Consider the following 24109-nt stretch of genomic DNA (forward strand, 5'->3'; position numbering starts at 1 on the left):
ATCATGCACACGCGCACCGCCATGCTGGCGTCGACCGCCCTGCTCGCCGCCACGACGTTTTCGGCGGACGTCAGCGCCCAGACCGCAGGCGACAGACCGCTTTTCCACGCTTCGCTGGACGCGGGGTTCAAGGCAGACCGCGCCGGCGGCGAGCCGCGCCCCTTGTTCGTCGACAACGTGGACATCGTCGCCGACGGCGTGCGCGGCGGCGGCGCCCGCGCCGCCGACAATCAGGTGCTGGCGTGGTCGGCACCCGGCAACCTCTACGCCCAACGCGGGACCATCGCCTTCTTCTGGCGGTCGCATCAGCCGATCGGCGAGCGGGAGTTCGTCATCTTCCGCGTCGGCTATCCCGATCACACCAGTTGGGACATGGCCTTCCTTCGGCTGGACTGGAACGGCCACGGTTTCGACGCCTTCGTCACCGACGCCAACCTGGCCCGGGTGCGGGTGTCTTTCGACGCGCCCGCTCCAGCGGCCGACGCCTGGACCCATTTCGCCATCGCCTGGGACGAGACCGCTGGCCTGACCCTCTATGTCGATGGAAAGCCCGCCGCTCGGCGCGAGACGACCTCGGTCCTGGACAACGCGCTCTACGCCTTCGGTCCGCACAGCCGCATCATCAGCGGTTATCAGGTCCAGAGCGCCTATGACTATCAACGCGGCGGCGACATCGACGAACTTACGACCTTCGCCCGGATGCTGGATCCCGGCCAGGTCGCCGCTCTCGCGCGCGGCCAGACGCCCGCCGACGCCGGGCCGCCTGTGCGCGACATGAGCCAGGCCGCCTGGCGCGACGCCTGGAACCAGCGCTACGGCTTCAATCGCCCGAACGATCCGCCGCCCTATCTGGCGGCGCCCTCGACGCGGTTCAGCGTGGTTCGCCCCAACGAGGCGCGCGATCTCAAGCAACGGTTCTGGAAGGGGAACGACGGCCTGCGCGAAACGACCTGGCCTGGCGTCTTCAACCGCTCTCGGCTGCCGGGCCGTCACGACTATTTCGCGCTGCCTGACTGGAACGTCTATGAGGACGGCGGCAAGACGTTGACCCTGAGTCTGCCGAACAGTTCCTGGAACCGCATTGAAATCCAGGGCGCGGCCGACGGCGCCCTGACCCGGATCGACGCTTCGGGCGAAACCGTCCTGGGACATCGCCTCAAGGGACAGGAACGCACCACCCTGCAACTGCCGCACGCGTTGACAGGCGGCGCGGTTCGCTTTGACAACCGCGTGCAGGAGACCCCGATCCGGGAAATCGGCTTCCTTGACGTTCAACCGGGCGAGGCGCCGCAGGGATCCGCCAGCCTTGAGTATGTCGTCAGGACTTCAGCGGCGCCGACCTACCCGATCTTGAGCGATTTGAACGCCTATATCGCCGGCCGTTTCGTGGCCGACGAGCGGACCACGGTCGTCGCCCTGCCCGCGGGCGCGCCGCAGACCCAGCGCAGCGCCGCGACTGGGCCGTCCATGCCGCTTGTCCACGTTCTGATCCCTGCGGATTTCAGGGCGGTGGAGGCGGGCGGAACGCCGGCTCGCTTTTCTTACGGTTGGGCCAATATGCGCGACGGCCTGGATGGGCTTGAGTTGCGTCTGCCCGCCTTGCAGGCCGCCGGCACCCACGACGGCTTGATCCCCCTGAACATTCGCATCAAGGACCCGATCTGGCCCGATCGGGACATGCTGGACATCAATGTGTCGGTGAAACCCGGCGAGGCCCGGACCCTGTGGCTGGATATCCGCGACCGGCTTCTGCCCAACGACAGCAGCCTGTATCTTCAGATCGCATCGGCCAGTCCGGACTTCGACGCCGCCGCCCTCGACGGGATGGGCGTACGTCTGGTGTTCAAGCCACGCGAAGCGGCCTTGATCGAGCACGTGGCCGATCGACTGGAGCAGGTCCAGGACAACCACGCCAACCTGGTCGAGGAACAGCCCAACAACCGGCTTCTGCCCGTCTACGAACGGTTCGATCGGGACATAAGCGACCTGCTCCGCGTCGCCCCCGATCATGCGACCGCGCGCCTCTACTGGAACGAACAGAACCCCGGCCAACCCTATCCCGAGTTCCAGCACACGGAGCCCGCGGCGGGCGTGCCGCTTTGGGCGCATCGGCAGATCGAGGATCTGAAGCAGGCCGAGCATTTCGTGAACTGGTGGATCGACAACCGCCAGATCGCCAACGGCGAGTTCGGCGGTGGTCTGTCCGACGACTCCGACCTGCTGCATCAATGGCCGCCGCTCGCCCTGATGGGCGCGCAGCCGGATAAGATCAGAGCCAGCCAGGCCGCCGCCATGGAGGCCATCTACCGCTCGGGCATGATGACCGACGGGCTCAACACCATCCGCGCTGACGAGCTTCATTCCTATGAGGAAGGGGTCAACGCCGTCGCTCAATACGCCCAGCTCAATCGTGACAGCCCGCGAGCTGTCGAGAGATTGATGGAGACGGCGCGGCGCTACGACTTCCTGACCGAAGTGAACGCTGCGGGGCACAGACACTTCGTCTCCAACTCCTTCTCTCACGACAAGGCGACCCGCGAGGGACCGTGGCAACGCCAGAAGGGCAACAACTTCCTGATATTCCATCCCGGCATCCTGCTGGTGGAATGGAACGGCGCGCCGCAGGTGCGCGACATCATCCTGCAAACGCTCGACGGCTATCTGGCGCACCAGAGTCCGGCGACGAAGGGGCCGGGCGTGACCTTGCCCGCGCAGATCGACTGGCCCAGCGACGAGAACATCGTGACGGCGGTCGGCGCGGGCGGCGCCGGACTGGCCGGCGCCACATCATCCTTCCTGGCCGCCTGGCGATGGACGGGAGACGAGAAATACATTCAACCCCTGCTGCCCGATGGCGCAACAGGCATGGCCGCGGTCGGCCCCGACATGCTGACCGGTCTGAACAAGAGGGAGGTCTGGGGCCCTGAGATGGTCGAACGAGCGAATGCGGTCGAAGGCTACAGCCGCTCGGCCGTCGGCGGACGTGTGGCCTCCCCCCTGGCCATGTCGCGTTTCGGCGCCTGGCAGATGACAGGCGACAAAGCCTATCTGGAGCCCCTCTATGCCGAGGAAATCCAGTCCGCCGCCCAGCGCATGGAGATCATGACGACCGGCGAACTATGGACCGACCGCGTTCAGGTTCCCACCGAGATGCTGCAGCGCTCACGCCTGGGCGGGGTAGCGAGCCGACGCGGCCAGACCTACCCCGGCCATGTCATCTCCTGGCGCTTCGGCGGCGACGAAAGCGCAGACAGCGTGGCCGTCCTGACGCCCTACGCCACGCCGACAGGCTTCAAGGTCATCGTTTTCAACGTCAGGGACCATCCGGTCCAGGCGACCCTGACCGGCGCCGGCGTCACGCCGGGACAGTGGCGAATGAGCGAAGGCCTGGATGCGGACGGCGACGACAAGGCCGACGCGCCGCAACAGCGTATCATCGACTTCGAACCCGGCGCCGATGTTCCGCTGACGCTGGCGCCCAAGCAGGCCACAGTGCTGGAATTCGACTTGTCCGAAGCCGGTCAGCCGATGGCCTCCCGTCCCGACGTGGGTCTGGACCCGGAAGATGTCGTGGTGCGCGGTCGCATGGTGCAGGTCACGGTCCACAGTCTCGGTGCGATTGATGCTCCGGCTGGGCGGGTCGTGATCGAAAACGCTGACGGCCGCGAGGTCGCTCACGCGCCTTTCCCGGCCCTGGCTGCGCCTGCCGACCTGTTGCCCAAGACCTCAGCCGTCAGTCTGCGGTTGCCCGCCGGCGTTTCGACGTCCGGCCTCAAGGTGAGGCTGACGCTGGACGGCGATCCGGTCGAGATCAGTCGTCGCAACAATGAGGTGGTGCTGCCCTAGACGGACGCCGCGAATGAGGGGCGCACGAGACGTTCAGACCGCTCAACGCCGAACGACCTGCGCCCCGTCCATGCGCCGCCACTCGACCAGCCAGAGCCCGAGGCGCGCGCTGATCTCCGCGCTGTTTCGCTCCAGCATCACCATGTGGCCATTGCCGCGCAGGCCCCAGTCCTGCAGTCGCACGAAATCGACCTGAACACCGCCCTGTCGCAGGTAGTCGACGGTGCAGTGGTCATAACCAGCGTGGTAGGAGGCCTCGGCCGTCAACACCAGCACAGGGATTTGCGCCAGATTGGCCAGACGTCGGGCAGGCTCGGTCTGCCGCCAGCAACCGGCCAGCTCGGGGTCCTCGGAGGGCGCCCACTCCCGCGCCAGAGTCTCTCCCGGCGTCAGGGGCGGATCATAGGCCAACGGCGTCGTCGTCAGACCCCAGGGCCGAGCGACCCGGTCGGGCGATCCATCGCCCCAGGGCGCCGGCGCGCTGACGAAAGGCGGACCGCTGGGTTCGATCGCCACGATGCCGCGCACCAGATCAGGCCGCCGCTCGCCGATGCCCCAGCCGAAGGCGCCCGCTTGGGAATGAGTGACCAGCACAGCCGGTCCGATCCGTTCCAGCAGCGCCGCGCCCGCGCCCGCCACCAGCTCGGCCGACATCGTACCTGCCGCATACTCGACCTGAGACGCGAAGAACTGGTCGAAGACCGGATCGCCCGCACGCCCCGCTCCCGGCCATTGATGATGCCGCCGCGCCTGCGGCCAGCCGTGGACTTCGCCAGGTTCAGGCGCGAAATCCCTGGCGGCGGTGAAGCGCCGCTCCAGCACCGCCGGCCCCTGCCGCGAGGACGGGCCATAGGCGTCGGCGTCATAGCCCGATGCGCCGCGCCCCGGTTGATCCATGAGATAGACGACAAAGCCCTGCCGCACGAACTGCGTCGCCCAGCCTTCACGCCCATCGGGTGCGCCGAGAAAGTTGGCGATGGTCTGCCCCTGGCCGGGAATGAAGACCAGCGGCGTCCGATACTTCACGACCTCGGGCGTCAGACGCATGACGTGGGCCTGACCGGTCATCCGCGTCATGTCCGGCCGATAGGCGCCTCCGACGAAGAAGACGTCGACGCCGGCCGGCCCTCTCTCAGGGCCGGAACGAGCGCAGGCCGCCATCGTCAGGGCCGCAACCAAGGCGGCGACCGGCAGGCCTCTCATCCGCCTACTCAAGCGCTGAGATCAGTTCGCCCATGTGGCGAATATAGACGCCGGTCGAAATCCCCTCCTGAGGGAAGTCCGTAAAATAGGGCGAGGTGTCGGAGGCGTCGCCGACGCGGGTGATGCGGAACTCGCCCGGCGCCACGGCGTCCGTCGAGATCCGCGACATACGGATTGCTGATGGAGGCCAGGGGCGAGGACCAGTAGCCTTCGGCGTTCAGACCGCCGACCAGTTGCGCGACCCGTTCGGCTCCCGTCGCCTCGGCGTGCGTCCCCAGACCGCCGCTGTTCAGGTCGGATACGCGAAAGTTCCTGGTCGTATAGTATTTCGGCAGGGGCACGGTCCCCGGACGCGCCAGCAGGGCCGAGCCCCGGCTGACCTCCTGAGGCGGACGCGACGCCAGTTCCTCATAGCGAGCGCGCAGGCCCTCCGTATCGATGGAGCGGAACCCGCCCGTGTGCGCCACGATGTCGTCGGCCTTCTTGGTCACATAATACCGCCCGTTGACGACGTTCGATCCGCGTCGGTGGATGAACAGGGGGTCGTTGCTGCCGATCTCGACATAGGTGGTGTGACTGCGCCCGTCGCGTCGGCGCTCGGGCGGCAGGGCGATCTTCTCTAGCCAATCGATGGCTTCGGGAATCCTCGCCAGGTATTTGCGGTCGCCGGTCAGGACATAGAAATCCATCATCTGATCGAGGTTACCCGCCGTCGCATGGGTGGCCAGGGCGCGCGGCTCATAGGTCCGGGCGGCTGCGGGCTGTAGATCATCAACCGTATACTGCATGGCCCAGCCGGGCTGGGGCGCCGGCTGCTGGGTGGCGATGAAGCAATCCATCGCCCGCCGGATCGCATCATCCAGGCGCGGGCCGCCCAACGTCTGGCGGCAGAAGGTCAGGAATTTGATATTCTCGGCCGACACATCGTCATTGAAGGTGATGTAACCGGTATAGTCGGGCATTCCATGCAGACCGGCGTTCGGCGCCCGCGGATAACGCTGCGGCCAGCCGCCGATCGGATACTGGCTGTCGAGGACAAAGGCGATCGCCTTGTCCAGCGGCGCCCGATAGCGGGCGTCCTTCTTCTCCCAATAAACGCGCAGCATGAAGATGGCGGCGTCTGCGGTCGTCACATCATCGAAGGTGGCGTTCGGATGATGATGCTGGAATTCCTCCAGTCGCCAGGCGTTCTTGCCGATGGTGTCATACCAGCGGTTCAGGGACTCCTCGCCGGCCGTGTCGATCATATAGTGCCAGCCGCCTGAGGGGTGCTGCCCCCGCGCAAGGGCGTCGGCGACGCGCGTCGCGGCGACGTAGTAATCCTCGTCTCCTGTCGCGTGATAGGCGTCGAGGAACAGGTGCCCCATCGTCGCTGTGCCCGGCGGCTGGACCCAGATCATGCTGGGATAGGCTTCCAGTTCGCCCCAGCGTCGCGAGAAGTCGGGCGTATAGGACCAGACATAGCCGTCGCCGACCGCCACCGTATCGGTCATGAACCGTGTCGCCCGCTTCATCGTCGCCAGGATTGCGGCGCGATCCACCGCCGGCCCTTCGCCCTGTCCAGCCTGCACGACTCGGGGGCCGAGGCCCAGGGCCAGGCTGGCTGCTCCCGCCGCCAGAACGCCCCGTCGCGACAAAGCCGTGTTCGCATCCCCCATCGTCGTCTCCCTCGCTCTTCAGGTATAGACTCGTCAGTCCTGTGAAATCGCAGGAACGGCCACCATCGACCGCGCCTGCACCAGGTCCAGCGTCCCATCCCATTTGGCCACGGCCACCGTGGCCACCGCGTTGCCGATCAGATTGGTCACCGCCCGGGCTTCATTCAGGAACCGGTCGACGCCGAGCAGCAGGACCAGCCCCACGACCGGCACATGCCCCACCACCGACAAGGTCGCCGCCAGGGTGATGAATCCCGCGCCCGCCACGCCAGCCGACCCCTTGGACGTCAGCAGCAGCACGCCGAGGATCAGCAGTTGATCCGTCAGGCTGAGCGTCGTGTTGGTGGCCTGAGCGACGAAGATCGCGCCCATGGTCAGGTAGATCGCCGTGCCGTCGGCGTTGAAGGTGTAACCGGCGGGAAGCACCATGCCGACGACGGACTTCTCGCAGCCCAGGGCCTCCAGCTTCTGCATCATCCGCGGCAATACCGCCTCGGTCGAACAGGTCGCAAAGGTGACCAGAATCTCGTCGCGGAAATACAGCAGGAAACGGTGTAGAGGCAGGCCGACCCACCACAGGACGCCGCCCAGAACCACCACCACGAAAACGAACGTCGTCAGATAAAGGGCTAGGATCAATCGGCCCAGCGACCACAGACTGTCCAGGCCATAGGCTCCCACCGTGAAGGCGATGCCCGCCGCCGCCCCGAGCGGCGCCAGACGCATGATCATCGCGACGATGCGGAACAGCACCTCCATGGCGCGGTCGAAACCGTCCAGCAGCGGTTCAGCCCTGGCGCCCATCTGGGTCAGCGCCATGCCGACCAGAAGCGCCAGCAGGATCACCTGCAGCATATGCCCGTCGACGAAGGCGCTCAGGAAGGCGTTGGGAATGATGTTCAGCAGGAAGCCCGTGACGCTCTCGGACTTGGCGACGTTGGCGTAGGTTTCGATCGAAGCCGCGTCGAGCGCCGCCACGTCGATGTTCATGCCCGCGCCCGGCTTGACCAGGTTGACGACAACCAGGCCGACCACCAGCGCCACGGTCGAGACCACCTCGAAATAGATCAGGGCGCGGGCGCCAATGCGCCCGACCTCCTTCAGGCTGCCCATGCGGGCGATGCCCAAGGCCACGGTACCGAAGATCACCGGCGCCAGCATCATGCGGATCAGCTTGATGAAGCCGTCCGCGAGCGGCTTCATGGCGGCGCCGATGTCGGGGGCCATGACGCCGAGCGCAATGCCCAACGCCATGCCCACGAGCACCTGCATATACAGGGGCGCAACCAGCGCCAAGGTCGGATGCCGGGCCGCCCCACGCTCAGTCGACCAGGTCGCGCATGACGGCGTAGAGCGCCGCCTTGGCTTCGAAGCCGACGCCAGGCACGTCAGGCAGGCCGACATAGCCGTCCTGGACCGCCACGCCGTCGGCGAAGCCGCCGAAAGGCTGGAACACGTCGGGATAGGATTCATTGCCGCCCAGATGCAGGCCAGCCGCAATGTTCAGCGACATCTGATGTCCCCCATGCGGCACGATCCTTCGCGAAGACCAGCCTTGTTCGGCCAGCACGTCCAGCGTCCGCGTGTACTCCACCAGACCGTAGGACAAGGCGCAGTCGAACTGCAGAAAATCACGGTCCGGCCGCATTCCGCCATAACGCAGCAGGTTGCGGGCGTCCTGGTGCGAGAACAGATTCTCGCCTGTCGCCATGGGCAGATCGTAGTGGTCGGCCAGTTCGGCCTGGAGAGCATAATCCAGCGGATCCCCAGCCTCTTCGTACCAGAACAGGCCGTAAGGCTTCAGCGCTTCGGCATAGGCGATGGCGGTCTCAACATCGAACCGTCCGTTGGCGTCAACCGCCAGCCGATCGCCCGCCCCCACGACCTCCAGCACCGACTCGATCCGGCGCCGATCCTCATCCAGAGACGCGCCGCCGATCTTCATCTTCACGACGCGATAGCCACGATCGACGTAACCTTGCATCTCGGCCTTCAGTTGGGCGTGGTCCTTGCCCGGATAGTAGTAGCCCCCGGCCGCATAGACCCAGACCTTCTCGTCCGCCACGCCCCCGCGATAGCGGTCCGCCAGCAGCCGATAGAGCGGCACGCCGGCGATCTTGGCCACGGCATCCCACACCGCCATGTCCAGCGTGCCGACGGCCACCGAACGCTCGCCATGCCCCCCGGCTTTTCGTTCGTCATCAGCGTCTTCCAGATGGCGAAGGGATCCAGATTGTCGTGTTCGCGGTCGATCAGGGCGTCAGGATCGGCTTCAAGCACACGTGGTATGAACCGCTCGCGCATCAGCGCGCCCTGGCCGTATCGTCCGTTGGAATTGAAGCCGAAACCGACCACCGGCTTGCCGTCGCGGATCACGTCGGTGACCACGGCGACAACGGAGCAGGTCATCTTGGAGAAATCGATATAGGCGTTGGCGATGGGCGAGGCGATCGAGGCGGTCTTCTCGCGGATGTCGATGATGCGCATGAATCTTCCGGCAAAGAACGTCGGAGCCGACCCATCGCTCGCCCCCTTTGATCATGCCTTACCAGCATGAAGCCGAAAGGCGCGGGTGAAGAAAACGCGAAGGCCCCACAGGGCCTTCGCGTTCGGGCGAGTCGGCAGGTGCCCGACAAAGAGCCGCATTAAGGAGATCTGGCGGCAAGGTGCGACGACGTTTGCTAGATGACGCCCTCGCTCCCTCCCCTTCACCTAAGTCTCTGACCGCCCGCGCCGCCAATGCTGTTTCATCGCCGACCCATGCCGATATTGCATAGCAGCTGCGACCAACCTCCTATAGGAGGATCACATCGCGAACCGAGGAGAAAGGCCCATGGACATCGTCTGGCTGGAAGATTTCCTCGCCCTGGCCGAGTTGGGCAACTTCTCTCGCGCCGCCGAGGCTCGACACATCACCCAGCCTGCATTCAGCCGACGGATTCGCAGCCTAGAGGATCGACTGGGCGCGCCGTTATTCGAGCGCGGCGGCGGCGGAACGACGCTCACGCCGGCGGGACGGGTGCTGCATCCCACGGCCGAGGATATCGTTCGCCGGATGCGTCAGACCGCACGCGACATTCGGCGACTGTCCAGAGACGAAGGCTCGACGCTTCTGTTCGCCGCCACCCACGCCTTGTCCTTCACCTTCCTGCCGAACTGGATGAGAGAGCTGGAGCGCGACTCTCCCCTGGGCCCTCTGAGCCTAGCGTCCGACAGCCTGCGCGGCTGCGAAGCCCTGATGATGCAAGGCGACGCTCAGTTCCTGCTCTGCCATCAGCATCATAACGACCGCGGTCGGTTCGCCGCGCCGCGCTTTCTCACCAAGATCGTAGGCGCGGATCGCCTGGAGCCCTATTGCGCGCCCGACGACGATGGCGCGCCGCTGTGGCGACTTGAGGAGGACATGGAGCCGACGCCCTATCTGGCCTACAGTTCGGAATCGGGCCTGCGGCGCATCCTGGACACAACCGTGATGCGCCATCGTCGGGTGACCCCGCTCAAGACCGTGGTAACGTCGCATCTGGCGGCGACGCTGAGCTCGCTCGCCCGGGAGCAGCGCGGCATCGCCTGGCTTCCCCGCACCCTGGTGAACGAGGACATCGCTGCCGGACGGCTGGTGAGTTGCGGCGACGAAAGCTGGAGCGTGCCGCTGGATGTCGTCGTCATCCGTCCCGCCTCGCCGATGGATCGTTCCGCAGAAGCGCTATGGTCCAAGATCGGGCCGACCGCCTGAGAGGCGCCTTCACGCCAAAAGAAACGTCAGACGATCACCCCTCCGGACACCGTCAGCACCTGACCTGTGACGAAGCCAGCCTCCTCGCTGGCGAAATAGGCCACGGCATGGGCGATGTCTCCAGGCGTGCCGGGGCGCTTCACCGGAATGCGGCTCACCGTGTCCGCCAGATGGTCTTCCAGGGAAAGCTTGCGCCTGGCTGCGGTGGCGTGGGTCATCGCGGTCACGACCAGACCGGGGGCCACCGCATTGGCCGTGATCCCCAGCGGCCCCAGCTCCACGGCCAGAGACCGCACGAAGCCCTCCACGCCCGCCTTGGCGGCGCAATAGTTCGCGCGTTCCGGATGGCCGGACGCCGAGATGCTGGAGATGTTGATGATCCGTCCCCAGCGCTGCGCCTTCATATAGGGCACGACCGCGCGCGACATCAGGAAGGAGCCGCGCAGATGCACGCCCTGAACGAGATCCCACTCTTCCAGGCTCATCTGGTCGAAGGGCTTGTCGCGCGCGAACCCCGCGTTGTTGACCAGGATCGTGGGCGCGCCGAATTGCTCGACCACGCGATCAACGGCGTTCGCCACCGCTTGCGGATCGCTCACGTCGGCCTGGGCGGCCATCGTCTGACCGAACGCGCCGAGCCGGGCGGCGGCTTCCGCGCACCGGTCGCCGTCGACATCGATAAGCGCAACCGCGCACCCGTCCCTGGCGAGCCGCTCGGCGATGCCTTCGCCGATGCCGCCTGCGGCGCCCGTCACGATCGCCACACGGTTGGTCTTCACCTTTCGGCCTCCTCGATAGTTCGCAGCCAGCTCTGCGAATGGATGAGCCGCCTTGTCTCTTCGCAACTCTGGAGCTGGTCAAGTTTATCCTGATAGGGTGATGATACCGGTTTCCTAGGGGGAAGCGACGATGATCACACGAAGAGCGGCCTGCCTCTCAACCCTGACGCTTGCCGGGTTTCCAACGTCTGGCCTGGCTATGGCGCCCGATCGGGGCGACCCGCGCGTGCATACGACCACCGGACCCGTCACGGGCCTGCGCCACAGCGGCGTAAACGTCTTCAAGGGCATCCGTTATGGCGCCCCGACGCGCCGGTTCCAGGCCCCTCAGCCGCCGACGCCGTGGCGCGATCCGGCGCCGGCTCGCGATTTCGGCGCCGCCAGCCCTCAGCGAGGGCGGGAGCCGAACCAGAGCGAGGACTGCCTGTTCCTGAACGTGTGGACGCCCGGCGTCGACGCCGGACGACGCCCCGTGATGGTCTATATCCACGGCGGCGGCTATTCGAGCGGCTCGGGATCGGCGGCGCTCTACGACGGAACGCGCCTGGCCACGCGCGGCGACGTCGTGGTCGTCACGTTGAACCATCGGCTGAACGCCCTAGGCTACGCCTACCTGGCGCGTCTGGCCGACGGGTTCGAGGATTCAGGCAACGTCGGCCAGTTGGATCTGATCCTGGCCCTGCGTTGGGTTCGTGACAACATCGCGGCTTTCGGCGGCGACCCCGACCGCGTCATGCTGTTCGGACAGTCGGGCGGCGGCGCCAAGATCGCCACCCTGATGGCCATGCCGGCGGCCCGAGGCCTGTTCCACCGCGCCGCCACCATGAGCGGCCAGCAGGTCACCGCATCCGGCCCGCTCAACGCCACCGCACGCGCCGAGGCCTGGCTGAAGGCGTTGGGCCTGACGCCTGACCGGGCGCGAGAGGCCGCGACTCTGCCGGTCGAGCGACTGCTCGAGGCGCAGACGCAGACGGATCCCGTCCTGGGCTTCGGCGGCGTCTACTTCGGCCCTGTGCTGGATTTCCGCCACCTGCCGCGCCATCCCTTCTATCCGGACGCTGCCCCGCAGGGCCTGACCATTCCGATGATCATCGGCAACACCCGCGAAGAGACCCTGGGTTTCATGGGCGACGATCCGGCCAACGTCGGCCTGACCTGGGACATTCTGGTCGATCGCATCACGCCCGCCGTCATGCGGATCGACATCACGCCCGAGGCCGTGATCGCCGGCTATCGCCGGATGCATCCCGACTGGTCGCCCGATCAGGTCCTGATCGCCGCGACCACGGCCGGCCGGTCCTGGCGCGGAGCTGTGATCGAGGCCGAGGAGCGGGCGAAGGCCGGCGCCCCCGCCTGGGTCTATCAACTGGATTTCGCCGGCGCGATGGCTTCGGGGCGCAAGGGCGCCTTCCATACCGCCGACATTCCGCTGGTGTTCGACAATGTGGCCGTGGGCGCCTCGGAACCCGGCGCTCAGACGGTGGCGGATACGATGAGCGACGCCTTCATCGCCCTGGCGCGGGATGGAGATCCGAACCACGCCGGCCTGACGCGCTGGGAGCGCTACGACCTGCCGAGGCGGCAGACCATGCTGTTCGATGTCGTGTCGCGTCAGGCCGACGATCCGCGCGGAGACGAGCGCGAATTCTTCTCGGCCATCCCCTACATCCAGCCGGGGACCTAGCGCGCGAAGCGCTCGATCCTCAGCGCGTCCAGCCACGCCGGCGCCGGCCGCCCCAGGGCGAGCCCTTCCATCGTCTCCGCCGTGAAGGCGGCCAGCGTCAGGCCCAGGTGCTGATGGCCGAAGGCGTAATGGATCGCCGGGTGCGCCTGCAGCCTGCCGATCGCCGGAAGATAGTCCGCAAGGGTCGGGCGCGGCCCGCACCAGCGATCCGGCGTTTCCGCGAAGACGACGCCGAGCGCCTGCAACTGGGCCTCGATCCGTCGCCATTTGCGCGGGTCGGGCGGCGCGGAGGGCGCGCCGAACTCGACGTGGCTGGACGCGCGCAGGCCGCCGCTGAAACGCGCCACCACCAGGGCCCGGTCCTCGAACACCGTCAGCGGCAGGTCCTCCGGCCATTCATGCCGGGCGGACTGGACCGAATAGCCGCGCTCTCCGATCAGCGGAACCGTCAGGCCCAGCGGCGCCAGAAGCTCGGCCGACCAGGCGCCCGCCGCCACGACCACCCGCTCGGCGTCGACGACCGCGCCGTCCTCCAGAATGATGTCGACGCCGTCAGCCACGGGCCGCAGTCGGCGCACGTCGGCCTGAATTACAGTCCCGCCCTGTCTTGTGAACGCAGCCGACAGGGCGTCGCGCACGCGCTGGGGCTCGCTGACCTGCCCCGTGCCGGTAAAGCGGACGCCGCCTGCGGGACGCGCCTTCAGCACCGCGTCGTAGGCGGCCAGTTCTTCGCCCTCCATGGGCCGAAAGCCGGCGTTCCCCGTGCGCGCCCCGCGCCAGGCCTCCAGACCTTTCCGCGCCGCCTCGGGCGTGGACCACACGACGGCGTGGCCCGTGGGGCGGATCAGGTCGCCGGGCGCCTCGGCCAGCGCCGCCAGTCGCCCCCACGCGCCCAGAGGATCGTCCAGCAGCCGCGCCAGAACCTCGGCCCCATGCGCGGCCGCAACCGGGCGCGAGGCCGCCAGAAAGCGCAACGCCCACGGCCCCCACAGGGCGACGTCCCGTGCGCGGAAGTCCAGCGGCCCGCCAAAGGCGAACAACCGCCCGAAGGCGCTTTTCAGCGTCGCGGGCGAGGGCATGGGCTCGCACTGCTCGGCCGCGATATGGCCGATGTTGCCGAAGGAGGCGCCACGCCGGGCGTCGCCCCGGTCGATCAGCGTCGTCTCAAGACCCGCCGCCTGAAGCCTGAGGGCCGTCGCCGTCCCGATCAGGCCGCCGCCGACGATCGCCCAGCGCCGGGGCGTCCTCATGCAGAGGCGCCCTCGCCGAACGGATCGTCCAGGCTGTGCGAAGGCTCGGTGAACCAGACCGGTCCGCTCTCGGTCATGTAGAAATGGTCTTCCAGGCGCACGCCGAACCGGCCCGGAATGACCAGCATCGGCTCGTTGGAGAAACACATGCCGGGGGCCAGCGGCGTGATGTCCCCGCGCACCAGATTGGGCGCCTCATGGATGTCCAGTCCGATGCCGTGTCCGGTGCGGTGCGGCAGGCCCGGGAGGCGGTAGTCCGGGCCATAGCCGAGGCCGGTCAGATAGTCGCGCGCGGCGTCATCGACGCTGTGGCACGGCGCGCCGAGGCGAGCCGCTGCGAAGGCGCGGGCCTGGGCTTCCTTCTCGTGCGTCCAGACGCGGCGGAAGTCCTCGGTCGGTTCTCCGAAGACATAGGTGCGGGTGATGTCGGAGTGATAGCCGTCGACCAGAGTGCCGGTGTCGATCAGCACCACGTCGTCTGTCTGCAGGGCGCGGTCGCCCTCGCCTCCGTGGGGCAGACAGGTGTCGTCGCCGAAGGAGACCAGGCAGAACCACGAGCCCCCTTCCCCGCCCAGGGCGCGGTGCTCGGCGTCGATGAAGGCCATGACCTCGGACGTGCGCACGCCGACCTTCAACCAGCGGCGGGTGCGGCGCTGGACCTCCAGGGTGATGGCCTTGGCGCGGGTCAGAAGCGCGATCTCGGCGAGTGACTTGAGGCTGCGCTGGGCCAGGATCAGCGGGCCGCCGTCCGTCACGCGATCCGCCCCCAACGCCCGGCTCAGGCCCAGCCAGATGAAGGCCGCCGCTTGGTCGTCGACCGCCAGGACGCCGCCATCGGCCAGACGCCCCGCCGCCAGGATATAGGGGCTCTCCTCCTCTTCCCAGGTCAGGATGTCGCCGGTGATCGCATTCGGCGCCGCCGTCAGACCCGCCACCTTGTCCAGCTCGAAGCGAGGGCAGATGTATTCCACCCGCCCGTCGGCGTGGATCAGGGCTCCCGTCAGCCGCTCTGACGGATGCCAGTCCAGCCCCGTATAGTAGCGCAGGGACGTCGTCGGCCCCACCAGCAGGGCGGACAGACCTTCGGCCTTCAGACGCGCCGCCAGAGCCTGGATGCGCGCGCTGCGTTCATCTGCGGTGATGGGGGCGGCGGCGGGAGGAAGGAACGTCATGGGATTTATCGTATAATATATATGATACGGCGACTTCTTTCATGGCCGAGGCCAGACGGCAAGGCTGCGCCTTGAAACGCCGGGTCCTCCCCCGCGCCAGCGCCGCGGAGACCGTCGTAAAGTCGCCTTATCCCGTGAACCTTATAACAGATTGCCTTGGATCGGACCGCCTCCTACCTAGACGGCCATGCCTCGGTCGGTGATGACATTGGCGAACCTGTTTGCGGCGCTGACGCTGATCATCGCCGCCCTGGTGATCGCGCCTGCAGCCGACGCGGCGGCCTGCGCCCCAGACTCCCTCGTCGCGTATCAGATCCTGACCGAAGACCACGCCCAGGACGACGCCGAGCACGTCCCTGGCGACGTGGGCGGAGACATACACGGCCACTGCCACCATCCCGGCGAACCCCAGGCTTGCGGCGATATGCAGATCGCCAAGCCCGCAGCCGTCGCCAGCCGCTATCTCCTGCGTGACGACGGCGCCGTGTCCTTTGTCGCCGACGGACTGATGCGGCCCCCCAGAGGCTGATCGGAAGCCTGCGCCTTCGCGCGCCCTTCTTCTGATCATCTCTGGAAATGAACCATGTCCCCGACACATCGTCGTCGGCCGCGTCTGGCGGCCGGCTGCGCGCTCGCCGTGGCCGCCGTTTTCGGCGTCGCCCCGGCGTGGGCTGATCCCGCGCCCTCCTATGGCGAACTGCTCGCCCGACTGGACCAGACCCCCGTCGCCGTCGAAGCCGAGGCTCTGAGCGACGCCGCCGAAGCGCGCGTCCGTCAGGCCCGCGTCCGCCCCAATCCCAACCTGTCCGTCGACCTTGAGAACGTCGCCGGCTCCGGCCCCTATTCCGGTTTCGACAACGGCGACCTCAGCCTGTCGTTCAGCCAGGATCTGGAGCTTTGGGGCCGTCGTCCCGCACGGGTGAACGCCGCCCGCGCCGAGGCGGGCGCCGCCGCCCTGCGCCGCGACATGGCCGTGATCGACGCCGCCGGGCGACTGGCGCTGATCTACGCCGAGGCCGAAGCGGCCCAGCGTCGGGCGACACTCGCCGAGGAAGCCTTGACCCTGGCCGTGGCCGACGCCCGTGCGGCCCTGGCTCTGGTCGAGGAAGGGCGCGAGCCCCTGCTGCGCGGCATTCAGGCCGAGAGCGAGGCCGCCGCCGCCCGCGCCAGCCTGGATGAGGCCAAGGCCGAGCGCGACGCCGCCTTCGCCCGCCTCAGCGCCGTCGCCATGCTGCCGACGCCCGCCACCTCGATCGCGGCCGAGCTGCTGGACGCGCCGACGACGCCCTCGGCCCGGTCCGATCGCGACGCGCCGACGGTGCGAACAGCCAAGGCCGAGGCTGCGGCGGCCGAACGCCGCATCGACGTCGAGCGCATCAACGGACGTCCTGACGTCACCGCCAGCGTCGGCGTGACCCGTTTCGGCGCCGAAGACCAGACGGCCCTCACCTTCGGCGTCAGCCTGCCCCTGCCGCTGTTCGACCGGAACCGGGGGAGCATCGACGCCGCGCGCGCCGAGCACCGGGCCGCCGAGGCGCGGGTGATGCAGGCGCGCCAGGACGCCGGGGCCGACCGGGCCGCCGCCGGAGCGCGCCTGGCGTCTTCGGCCAGCCGGGTCTCGGCCGCCGATGCGGGCGTGACCTCGGCCGAGGAGGCCTATCGCCTGTCGCGCATCGGCGCCGAGGCGGGACGCATCTCGCAACTGGAGCTGCGCACCGGACGCGCCGCCCTGATCAACGCCCGATCCGCCGCCGTCGACGCCCGCATGGCGCGCGTCCGCGCCGAGATCGACCTGGCGCGCCTGGAAGGCCGCGCCCCCTTTGAAGGAAGCCGCTGATGTCCACCCTGTCATCGAACAAGAAAGTCCTGATCGCGGGCGTCGCCGCCGTCGTCCTGCTGGGCGGCGGGGCGCTGGCCCTCACGTTCACACGGTCTGATCCGCCCGCGCCTGCCGCCGAGAAGACCGAGGCGGAAGGCGAAGCCGCAGAAGCGCCCGAGGGCGTGGTCGAACTGACCGCCGAACAACTTCAGGCGGCGGGCATTTCTGTCGTCGCCGTCACACGCGGCGGGGGCGGCGAAACGCGCCTGTCCGGTCGGGTCGAGGCCATGGTGGACGCGCGCGCCGCTGTCGGCGCAGTGGTCGGCGGCACGGTCGAGCGGGTGCTGGTCGCGCGGGGTCAGACGGTTCGCGCGGGCCAGCCGCTGGTCAGCCTGATCAGCGGCGACGGCGCGGCGCTGCGCGCCGAGATCGACGCAGCCTCGGCCGCCGCCACCGCCGCGCGTCAGGCGCATCAACGCAACCGCAACCTGGCCGATCAGGGCGTCGTCGCCCGTCAGGAGGTCGAGGCCTCACAGGCTCAGGCCGCCAGCGCAGACGCCATGGCCCGCGCCGCGCGGGCGCGAGCGGCGGCGGCGGGCTCGCCCAACGCTTCGGGCCGGATGAGCGTGGTCAGCCCCATCTCCGGCGTCGTCACCAATGTTCAGGTCGGTCCCGGCGGCTTCGTCGCTCAGGGCGCGGTGGTGGCCGAAGTGACCAATCCGGCGCGGGTGGAGCTGGTCTTCAACGCCCCGCCGCAGCTGGCGGCTCAGGTCCGCCTCGGCTCGCACGTGCGCGTCACCGGCCCGCAGGGCGAGTTCGACGCCCTGGTCACGGGCGTCGCCGCCGACGCCGGATTGCAGGACAGCGGCGCGACCGTGATCCGCGCACGGCCCGAGGGCGGTCGCCTGCCGCCCGCCGGATCGCCCGTCACCGGCGCCGTCGTCACCGAGGGCCAGTCCGGCGGCGCCCTGACCGTGCCGTCCGAGGCGGTGCAGACGGTCGACGGCGCCACGGTGGTCTTCGTCCAGACCGGCGAAGGCTTCCGCGCCCGGCCGGTGCTGGCCGGTCGTCAGGCCGGAGGCGCCACCGAGATCCTGCGAGGTCTCACCGGAGCTGAAAAAGTCGCGGCGGCCAACGCCTTCCTGCTCAAGGCCGAGCTGGCCAAGGGCGAAGCCGAGCACGGCCACTAAGGGAGGGCGATCATGTTCAAAGCGATCATCGAGGCGTCCGTCCGCTTCCGCTGGTTCATCGTCCTGGCCACGACCCTGGTCGCGGCGTGGGGTCTGTTCCAGCTGACCAAGCTGCCGATCGACGCCGTGCCGGACATCACCAACCGGCAGGTGCAGATCAACACCGTGGCCCCGGCCCTGGCTCCCGAACAGATGGAGCGTCAGGTCACCTACCCGCTGGAGACGGCTATGGCGGGCATTCCGGGGATACAGAGCACCCGCTCCCTGACCCGAAACGGCTTCAGCCAGGTGACCGTCATCTTCAGCGACGCCACCGACATCTACTTCGCCCGCCAGCAGGTGGCCGAGCGGATGGCTCAGGCGCGCGAGAACCTGCCCGAGGGCGTCGAACCGGCCCTGTCGCCGATCACCACCGGCCTGGGCGAAGTCCTGATGTGGACCGTCGACCTGAAGCCTTTCGACGCCAGGACGGCGCGCGCGGGTCGTCCCGGCTGGCAACCCGACGGCGCCTATCTGACGCCCGAGGGCGAGCGGCTGGACACGCCGCAGGCGCGGGCCACATATCTGCGCACCGTTCAGGACTGGATCATCGCGCCCCGGATGCGGACCGCGCCCGGTCTGGCCGGCGTCGACGTCAACGGCGGCTATGTGAAGGAGTACGCCGTCCGCCCCGATCCGGCGCGACTGGCCGGCTATGGCCTCAGTCTGAACGACTTGATCCAGGCGCTGGACCGCGCCAACACTCAGGCGGGCGCGGGCTATATCCAGCGCGCGGGCGAGGCCTTGACCGTCCGCACCGACGCCCTGGCCCAGACCGTCGAGGATCTGGCCCAGGCGCCCGTGGTCAACCGCAACGGCCTTGTCGTGCGCGTCGCCGACGTGGCCGTGGTCGAGATCGGCCAGGCGCCGCGTCTGGGCGGAGCCAGCCGCGACGGCCATGAGGCGGTCATAGGCACCGCCCTGATGCTGGCGGGCGAGAACAGCCGCACCGTGGCCCAGGCCTCCGCCGAACGGCTGGAACAGATCAGCGCCAGCCTGCCGCCCGACATCGTGGCCGAGCCGGTGCTGAACCGCAGCGCCCTGGTCAACTCGACCATCAAGACGGTGGCCAAGAACCTGACCGAGGGCGCCCTTCTGGTCATCGTCGTGCTGTTCCTGCTGCTGGGGAACATCCGCGCGGCGACGATCACCGCCCTGATGATCCCGATCAGCTTCCTGTTCGCCGTCATCGGCATGAACCGTTTCGGCATCAGCGGAAACCTGATGAGCCTCGGCGCTCTGGACTTCGGCCTGCTGGTCGACGGCGCCGTGGTGGTGGTCGAGAACACCCTGCTGCGCCTGGGCCAGAAGCGCGCCGATCTGGGCCGCGCCCTGACCCGCAACGAACGCCTTGGCGTCGCCGCCGGCGCCGCGCGTCAGATGGTCAAGCCCGCCGCCTTCGGCCAGTTGATCATCCTTCTGGTCTTCACCCCCCTGCTGATGCTGGAAGGGGTCGAGGGCAAGACCTTCGTTCCCATGGGCGCCACGGTCATGCTGGCTTTGGTCGGCGCCTTCATCTTCTCCTTCACCTTCGTCCCGGCCATGGCCGCCCTGCTGGTGAAAGAGCCCAAGACGGTCCACGTCGACGAAAACGGCGAGGCGGAAGAGCATGAGACCTTCCTGCTGCGCCACGCGCGCCGCTGGATCGAACCGGCCATACGCGCCGCCGTCTCGCACCCGAAGACGGTGCTGGCCTCGGCCTTCGGCGCCCTGCTGATCGGCGCCCTGGCCTTCACCCTGCTGGGGCGCGAGTTCATCCCGACGCTGGATGAAGGCGACATCGCCATGCAGGCGCTGCGCGTGCCCTCGGCCTCGCTGGAGCAGTCCCTCGCCATGCAGATGGCGCTGGAGCGGGCCATCAAGGCCCAGCCCGAGGTGAAGACCGTCTTCTCGCGCACCGGCACGGCCGAGGCGGCGGTGGACCCCATGCCGCCCAACATCTCCGACGCCGTCATCGTGCTGAAGAACCGCAAGGAATGGCCCGATCCCCGCCTGCCCAAGGAAGAGTTGATCGCCCGCATCGAGAAGGCCCCCTCGACCCAGCTGGGCAACGCCTTCGAATTCAGCCAGCCGATCGAACTGCGCTTCAACGAGCTTATCTCGGGGGTCCGCACCGATCTGGCGGTCATGGTCTATGGCGACGACTTCGCCCAGCTTCAGAAGACGGCGGATCAGGTCGCCAACGCCCTGCGCGACACGCCCGGTTCGGCCGACGTGCGGGTGGAGCAGGCGTCCGGTCTGCCGACCCTGACGGTCAGCGTCGACCGCTTCGCCGCCGCCAACTACGGCCTGTCGGCGGCCGACGTGTCCGAAGCCGTCTCGGCCGCCATCGGCGGCGCCGAGGCCGGTCAGATCTTCGAGGGCGACCGCCGCTTCGACGTGGTGGTCCGCCTGTCGGACGCGGAACGCAACGACCCCGCCGCCCTGAACGCCCTGCCCGTCACCACCGCAAGCGGTGTGACCATCCCCCTGTCCTCGGTCGCCCGAATCCAGGTGAAGGAGGGTCAGAACCAGATCAGCCGCAACGACGGCAGCCGCCGCATGGTGGTCCAGGCCAATGTGCGCGGCCGTGATCTGGGCGGCTTCGTCGCCGACGCCCAGAAGCAGGTGGATCAGCGGGTCCAACTACCCGCAGGCTATTCGCTCAAATGGGGCGGCCAGTTCGAGAACCTGAAGCGGGCCGAACAGCGGCTGGGTCTGGTCATCCCCGTGGTCTTCGTCCTGATCGGCATCCTGCTGTTCATGGCGCTGGGATCATTCGCGGAGGCGGGGCTGGTGTTCGCCTGCGTGCCGCTGGCGCTGGTCGGCGGGGCGCTGTCGCTGTTGCTGAGGGGGATGCCCTTCTCGGTCTCGGCGGCGGTGGGCTTCATCGCCGTGTCGGGCGTGGCGACCCTGAACGGTCTGGTGCTGATGCAGGCCATCCGCGAGCGGTTGCAGGCGGGGCAGACGCCGCGCGACGCGGCCCTGCTCGGCGCCTTCAGTCGTCTGAGGGCGGTGCTGACCACGGCCCTGGTCGCGATCGTCGGCTTCATTCCCATGGCCATCGCCACCGGGGCCGGCGCCGAGGTGCAGAAACCCTTGGCCACCGTGGTCATCGGCGGCCTGTTGACCGCCACCGCCCTGACGCTTCTGGTGCTGCCGACCTTCGCCGCCAGGGCGGTCCGGCATCGCAAGGCTGAAGGAATCGAGAACTGATGAACGGGAACAGGTCAGAGGACTGCCATCATGCCTAACACCATCAGGTTGGACATTCCTGTCCTGCTGCCCGATGCGCCTGACGCTGCGGACGCCTGCGTGGACCGCCTGATCAAGACGTTGAGCGGCGTTCCTGGCCTGTCCCACGCCCACGTGATCGAAGCGTCCGGGGGCGCCCAGCTGTGTCTTCACTACGACCCGGCGCTGCTGTCCCCAGCCGAAGTGAAGCGCAAGGCGCGGCAGGCCGGGGCCGACATCAGCCAGCAGTTCGGCCATCTGGTCGGCTGGGTCGAGGGTGTCCGCCACGCCCGCCACGCCCTGACGCTGGAAGCGGCGCTGAAAGATGAGCCCGGCGTGCTGGAGGCGGGGCTGGACGCCTCCGGCGCCGTCAGCCTGGAGTTCGACCAGTCCCGGATCAACCGCGACGACCTGATCCAGCGGCTGGGCGCGCACGGCCTGCGCTTTTCCCCCACGCCCTTCCCGGCCGCCCCGGAGAAGAAGGCCCATCGCCACGTCGAGGGCGAGGATCACGCCGAACACGATCACGACCACGCGCACGGCGGCGTCTTCGGCTCCAATACGGAGCTGATCTTCGCCTTGATGGCCGGCGGCGCCCTGGGCGTCGGCTTCGTGCTGGAAAAGCTGGCGACCGGCCTGCCCGGCTGGATACCGCTGGCCCTTTACCTGTCCGCCTATGGGCTGGGCGGCTTCTTCACCGTGCGCGAGGCGATCGACAACCTGAAGCGCAAGAGGTTCGAGATCGACACCCTGATGCTGGTGGCCGCCGCCGGGGCCGCCGCCCTGGGCGCCTGGGCCGAGGGCGCCCTGCTGCTGTTCCTGTTCAGCCTGGGCCATGCGCTGGAACACTACGCCATGGGCCGCGCCAAGAAGGCCATCGAGGCCCTGGCCGAACTGGCGCCGCGCACGGCCCATGTGCGGCGCGGTCTGGACATCGTCGAACTGCCCGTCGAAGATCTTCAGATCGGCGATGTGGTCGTGGTGCGCCCCAATGAGCGCCTGCCCGCCGACGGCTTCGTCATCAGCGGCGCCACCAGCATCAATCAGGCCCCCGTCACCGGCGAGAGCATGCCGGTCGACAAACAGCCGGTCGCCGATCCGGCCGAGGCGCGCGCCCGTCCGGCCTCCATCGCCGCCGCCTCGGCCGTCTTCGCCGGAACCATCAACGGCGCCGGGGCCATCGAGGTCGAGACGACCCGCAAATCCAGCGACACCACCCTGGCCAAGGTCGTCCGCATGGTCAGCGAGGCCGAGGCCCAGAAGTCGCCCACCCAGCGCTTCACCGAGCGGTTCGAGCGCATCTTCGTCCCGGTGGTGCTGGCGACCGCCGTCGTCCTGCTGTTCGCCTGGGTGGTGGTGGATGAGCCGTTCCGCGACAGCTTCTATCGCGCCATGGCGGTGCTGGTCGCGGCCAGCCCCTGCGCCCTGGCCATCGCCACGCCCAGCGCCGTCCTGTCCGGGGTCGCCCGCGCCGCGCGCGCCGGCGTGCTGATCAAGGGCGGCGCCCCGCTGGAAAACCTAGGCTCGGTCGACGCCATCGCCTTCGACAAGACCGGCACCCTGACCGAGGGCCGCCCGCGCATCACCGACGTTGTCCCGGTCGACGGCGTGGACGAGGCGACGCTGCTGTCGGTCGCCGTGGCGGTCGAGCGCCTCAGCGACCACCCGTTGGCCGCCGCCATCGCCCGCGACGGCGCCGAACGCCTGGGCGCCGTCGCGATCCAGACCGCTTCCAGTCTGGACAGTCTGACCGGCAAGGGCGTCTCGGCCCAACTGGACGGCCAGACCATTCTGATCGGCAAGCCCGAGATGTTCGACGCCGACGGCGTGGCTCCCCTCGCCTCTTCGACGGCGACGGCCGTGGACCGGCTGCGTGATCAGGGACGCACGCTGATGGTCGTGCGGCAGGGCGACCGCGATCTGGGCGTCATCGGCCTGCTGGACACGCCGCGAGCCGCCGCGCGCGATGCGCTGGAGCGGCTGCGCCGTCTGGGCGTCAAGCGCATGATCATGATCTCGGGCGACCACCAGAAGGCGGCCGAGGCCATCGCCGGACAGGTCGGCCTGACCGAGGCCTGGGGCGACCTGATGCCCGACGACAAGGTCGAGGCGATCAAGCGCCTGCGCGCCGAGTCCAAGGTCGCCATGGTCGGCGACGGGGTCAACGACGCGCCGGCCATGGCCACGGCCACCGTCGGCGTGGCCATGGGCGCGGCCGGTTCGGACGTGGCGCTGGAAACGGCCGATGTGGCGCTGATGGCGGACGACCTGTCGCACCTGCCGTTCACCGTGGGCCTGAGCCGCCGCACCCGCACGGTCATCCGTCAGAACCTGGTCGTCAGCCTGGGCGTGGTCGCCTTCCTGGTGCCGGCCACCATCTTCGGCCTCGGCATCGGCCCGGCGGTGGCCCTGCATGAGGGTTCGACCCTGCTGGTGGTGTTCAACGCCCTGCGCCTGCTGGCCTATCGCGACCGTTCCGCCTGAGCGCGAACATATCTCCGCGCCGGGCATTTAGCCTGTCGA

The 24109-nt window shown here is 68.4% G+C and carries 16 protein-coding genes; 8 read left to right on the forward strand and 8 right to left on the reverse strand.

All coding sequences use genetic code 11. The features are described from left to right. Nucleotides 1-3 precede the first annotated feature (3 nt). On the forward strand, nt 4-3846 hold the full coding sequence (locus tag AC52GN_RS10215; protein ID WP_496526974.1) for a LamG-like jellyroll fold domain-containing protein: 3843 nt from the start codon (nt 4-6) through the stop codon (nt 3844-3846). 42 nt (nt 3847-3888) lie between these two features. Here the strand turns inward: AC52GN_RS10215 and AC52GN_RS10220 are convergent, their stop codons facing one another. Genes AC52GN_RS10220 through AC52GN_RS10240 form a run of 5 tightly spaced genes read right to left on the reverse strand, consistent with a single transcriptional unit; the run spans nt 3889 to nt 9194 of the window. Next, on the reverse strand, nt 3889-5049 hold the full coding sequence (locus tag AC52GN_RS10220; RefSeq protein ID WP_496526975.1) for an alpha/beta hydrolase: 1161 nt from the start codon (nt 5047-5049) through the stop codon (nt 3889-3891). Between the two features lie 8 nt (nt 5050-5057). Next, a complete protein-coding gene (locus tag AC52GN_RS10225; protein WP_496526976.1) occupies nt 5058-6707 on the reverse strand; it encodes a pectate lyase in 1650 nt (549 codons plus the stop codon). Between the two features lie 33 nt (nt 6708-6740). Continuing rightward, nucleotides 6741-8003, reverse strand: a complete 1263-nt coding sequence (gene dctA / locus AC52GN_RS10230; protein ID WP_496526977.1) for a C4-dicarboxylate transporter DctA — start codon at nt 8001-8003, stop codon at nt 6741-6743. A gap of 25 nt (nt 8004-8028) precedes the next feature. Then, the gene (locus tag AC52GN_RS10235; protein ID WP_496528802.1) at nt 8029-8691 is read right to left on the reverse strand and encodes an enolase C-terminal domain-like protein; all 663 of its coding nucleotides are present in this window, start codon (nt 8689-8691) and stop codon (nt 8029-8031) included. 8 nt (nt 8692-8699) lie between these two features. Then, entirely contained in the window at nt 8700-9194 is a 495-nt protein-coding gene (locus tag AC52GN_RS10240; RefSeq protein ID WP_496526978.1) for a hypothetical protein, read from the reverse strand. Nucleotides 9195-9540: 346 nt separating this feature from the next. Between AC52GN_RS10240 and AC52GN_RS10245 the strand changes: the two genes are divergently transcribed. Next, a complete protein-coding gene (locus AC52GN_RS10245; RefSeq protein WP_291776454.1) occupies nt 9541-10440 on the forward strand; it encodes a LysR family transcriptional regulator in 900 nt (299 codons plus the stop codon). A gap of 26 nt (nt 10441-10466) precedes the next feature. On the opposite strand, the gene AC52GN_RS10250 is transcribed toward AC52GN_RS10245, so the two are convergent. Next, complete coding sequence (locus AC52GN_RS10250) at nt 10467-11219, reverse strand: SDR family NAD(P)-dependent oxidoreductase (RefSeq protein ID WP_312217663.1); 753 nt, start codon at nt 11217-11219, stop codon at nt 10467-10469. A 130-nt stretch (nt 11220-11349) separates the two neighbouring features. On the opposite strand from AC52GN_RS10250, the gene AC52GN_RS10255 reads away from it, so the two are divergent. Next, nucleotides 11350-12903: a carboxylesterase/lipase family protein gene (locus tag AC52GN_RS10255; protein WP_496526979.1), complete on the forward strand. Its 1554-nt coding sequence runs from the start codon at nt 11350-11352 to the stop codon at nt 12901-12903. On the opposite strand, the gene AC52GN_RS10260 is transcribed toward AC52GN_RS10255, so the two are convergent. Next, a complete protein-coding gene (locus tag AC52GN_RS10260) occupies nt 12900-14153 on the reverse strand; it encodes an NAD(P)/FAD-dependent oxidoreductase (protein WP_496526980.1) in 1254 nt (417 codons plus the stop codon). The two genes, AC52GN_RS10255 and AC52GN_RS10260, sit on opposite strands and share 4 nt — an antisense overlap. Further along, nucleotides 14150-15325 (reverse strand): M24 family metallopeptidase, encoded by a 1176-nt coding sequence (locus AC52GN_RS10265; protein ID WP_496526981.1) that lies wholly within the window; start codon nt 15323-15325, stop codon nt 14150-14152. The genes AC52GN_RS10260 and AC52GN_RS10265 overlap by 4 nt, the downstream gene beginning before the upstream one ends. Before the next feature lie 208 nt (nt 15326-15533). On the opposite strand from AC52GN_RS10265, the gene AC52GN_RS10270 reads away from it, so the two are divergent. Genes AC52GN_RS10270 through AC52GN_RS10290 form a run of 5 tightly spaced genes read left to right on the forward strand, consistent with a single transcriptional unit; the run spans nt 15534 to nt 24070 of the window. Beyond that, the gene (locus tag AC52GN_RS10270) at nt 15534-15854 is read left to right on the forward strand and encodes a hypothetical protein (RefSeq protein ID WP_496526982.1); all 321 of its coding nucleotides are present in this window, start codon (nt 15534-15536) and stop codon (nt 15852-15854) included. Nucleotides 15855-15908: 54 nt separating this feature from the next. Further along, nucleotides 15909-17162, forward strand: a complete 1254-nt coding sequence (locus tag AC52GN_RS10275; RefSeq protein WP_496526983.1) for a TolC family protein — start codon at nt 15909-15911, stop codon at nt 17160-17162. Next, nucleotides 17162-18334, forward strand: coding sequence for an efflux RND transporter periplasmic adaptor subunit (locus AC52GN_RS10280; protein WP_496526984.1), 1173 nt, complete (start codon nt 17162-17164; stop codon nt 18332-18334). The genes AC52GN_RS10275 and AC52GN_RS10280 overlap by 1 nt, the downstream gene beginning before the upstream one ends. Before the next feature lie 12 nt (nt 18335-18346). Next, nucleotides 18347-21568 (forward strand): efflux RND transporter permease subunit, encoded by a 3222-nt coding sequence (locus tag AC52GN_RS10285; RefSeq protein WP_496526985.1) that lies wholly within the window; start codon nt 18347-18349, stop codon nt 21566-21568. Nucleotides 21569-21598: 30 nt separating this feature from the next. Further along, entirely contained in the window at nt 21599-24070 is a 2472-nt protein-coding gene (locus AC52GN_RS10290) for a heavy metal translocating P-type ATPase (protein WP_496526986.1), read from the forward strand. Nucleotides 24071-24109 lie beyond the last annotated feature (39 nt).

This window comes from Brevundimonas sp. SS2672 (genome assembly GCF_059579685.1).

What these genes read in the sequence shown, in the direction of transcription:
- AC52GN_RS10215 (WP_496526974.1), top strand. Translation starts at nt 4, where the DNA reads ATGCACACGCGCACCGCCATGCTGGCGTCGACCGCCCTGCTCGCCGCC.
- AC52GN_RS10220 (WP_496526975.1), bottom strand. Translation starts at nt 5,049, where the DNA reads ATGAGAGGCCTGCCGGTCGCCGCCTTGGTTGCGGCCCTGACGATGGCG.
- AC52GN_RS10225 (WP_496526976.1), bottom strand. Translation starts at nt 6,707, where the DNA reads ATGGGGGATGCGAACACGGCTTTGTCGCGACGGGGCGTTCTGGCGGCG.
- AC52GN_RS10235 (WP_496528802.1), bottom strand. Translation starts at nt 8,691, where the DNA reads ATGCAAGGTTACGTCGATCGTGGCTATCGCGTCGTGAAGATGAAGATC.
- AC52GN_RS10240 (WP_496526978.1), bottom strand. Translation starts at nt 9,194, where the DNA reads ATGCGCATCATCGACATCCGCGAGAAGACCGCCTCGATCGCCTCGCCC.
- AC52GN_RS10245 (WP_291776454.1), top strand. Translation starts at nt 9,541, where the DNA reads ATGGACATCGTCTGGCTGGAAGATTTCCTCGCCCTGGCCGAGTTGGGC.
- AC52GN_RS10255 (WP_496526979.1), top strand. Translation starts at nt 11,350, where the DNA reads ATGATCACACGAAGAGCGGCCTGCCTCTCAACCCTGACGCTTGCCGGG.
- AC52GN_RS10260 (WP_496526980.1), bottom strand. Translation starts at nt 14,153, where the DNA reads ATGAGGACGCCCCGGCGCTGGGCGATCGTCGGCGGCGGCCTGATCGGG.
- AC52GN_RS10265 (WP_496526981.1), bottom strand. Translation starts at nt 15,325, where the DNA reads ATGACGTTCCTTCCTCCCGCCGCCGCCCCCATCACCGCAGATGAACGC.
- AC52GN_RS10275 (WP_496526983.1), top strand. Translation starts at nt 15,909, where the DNA reads ATGTCCCCGACACATCGTCGTCGGCCGCGTCTGGCGGCCGGCTGCGCG.
- AC52GN_RS10280 (WP_496526984.1), top strand. Translation starts at nt 17,162, where the DNA reads ATGTCCACCCTGTCATCGAACAAGAAAGTCCTGATCGCGGGCGTCGCC.
- AC52GN_RS10285 (WP_496526985.1), top strand. Translation starts at nt 18,347, where the DNA reads ATGTTCAAAGCGATCATCGAGGCGTCCGTCCGCTTCCGCTGGTTCATC.
- AC52GN_RS10290 (WP_496526986.1), top strand. Translation starts at nt 21,599, where the DNA reads ATGCCTAACACCATCAGGTTGGACATTCCTGTCCTGCTGCCCGATGCG.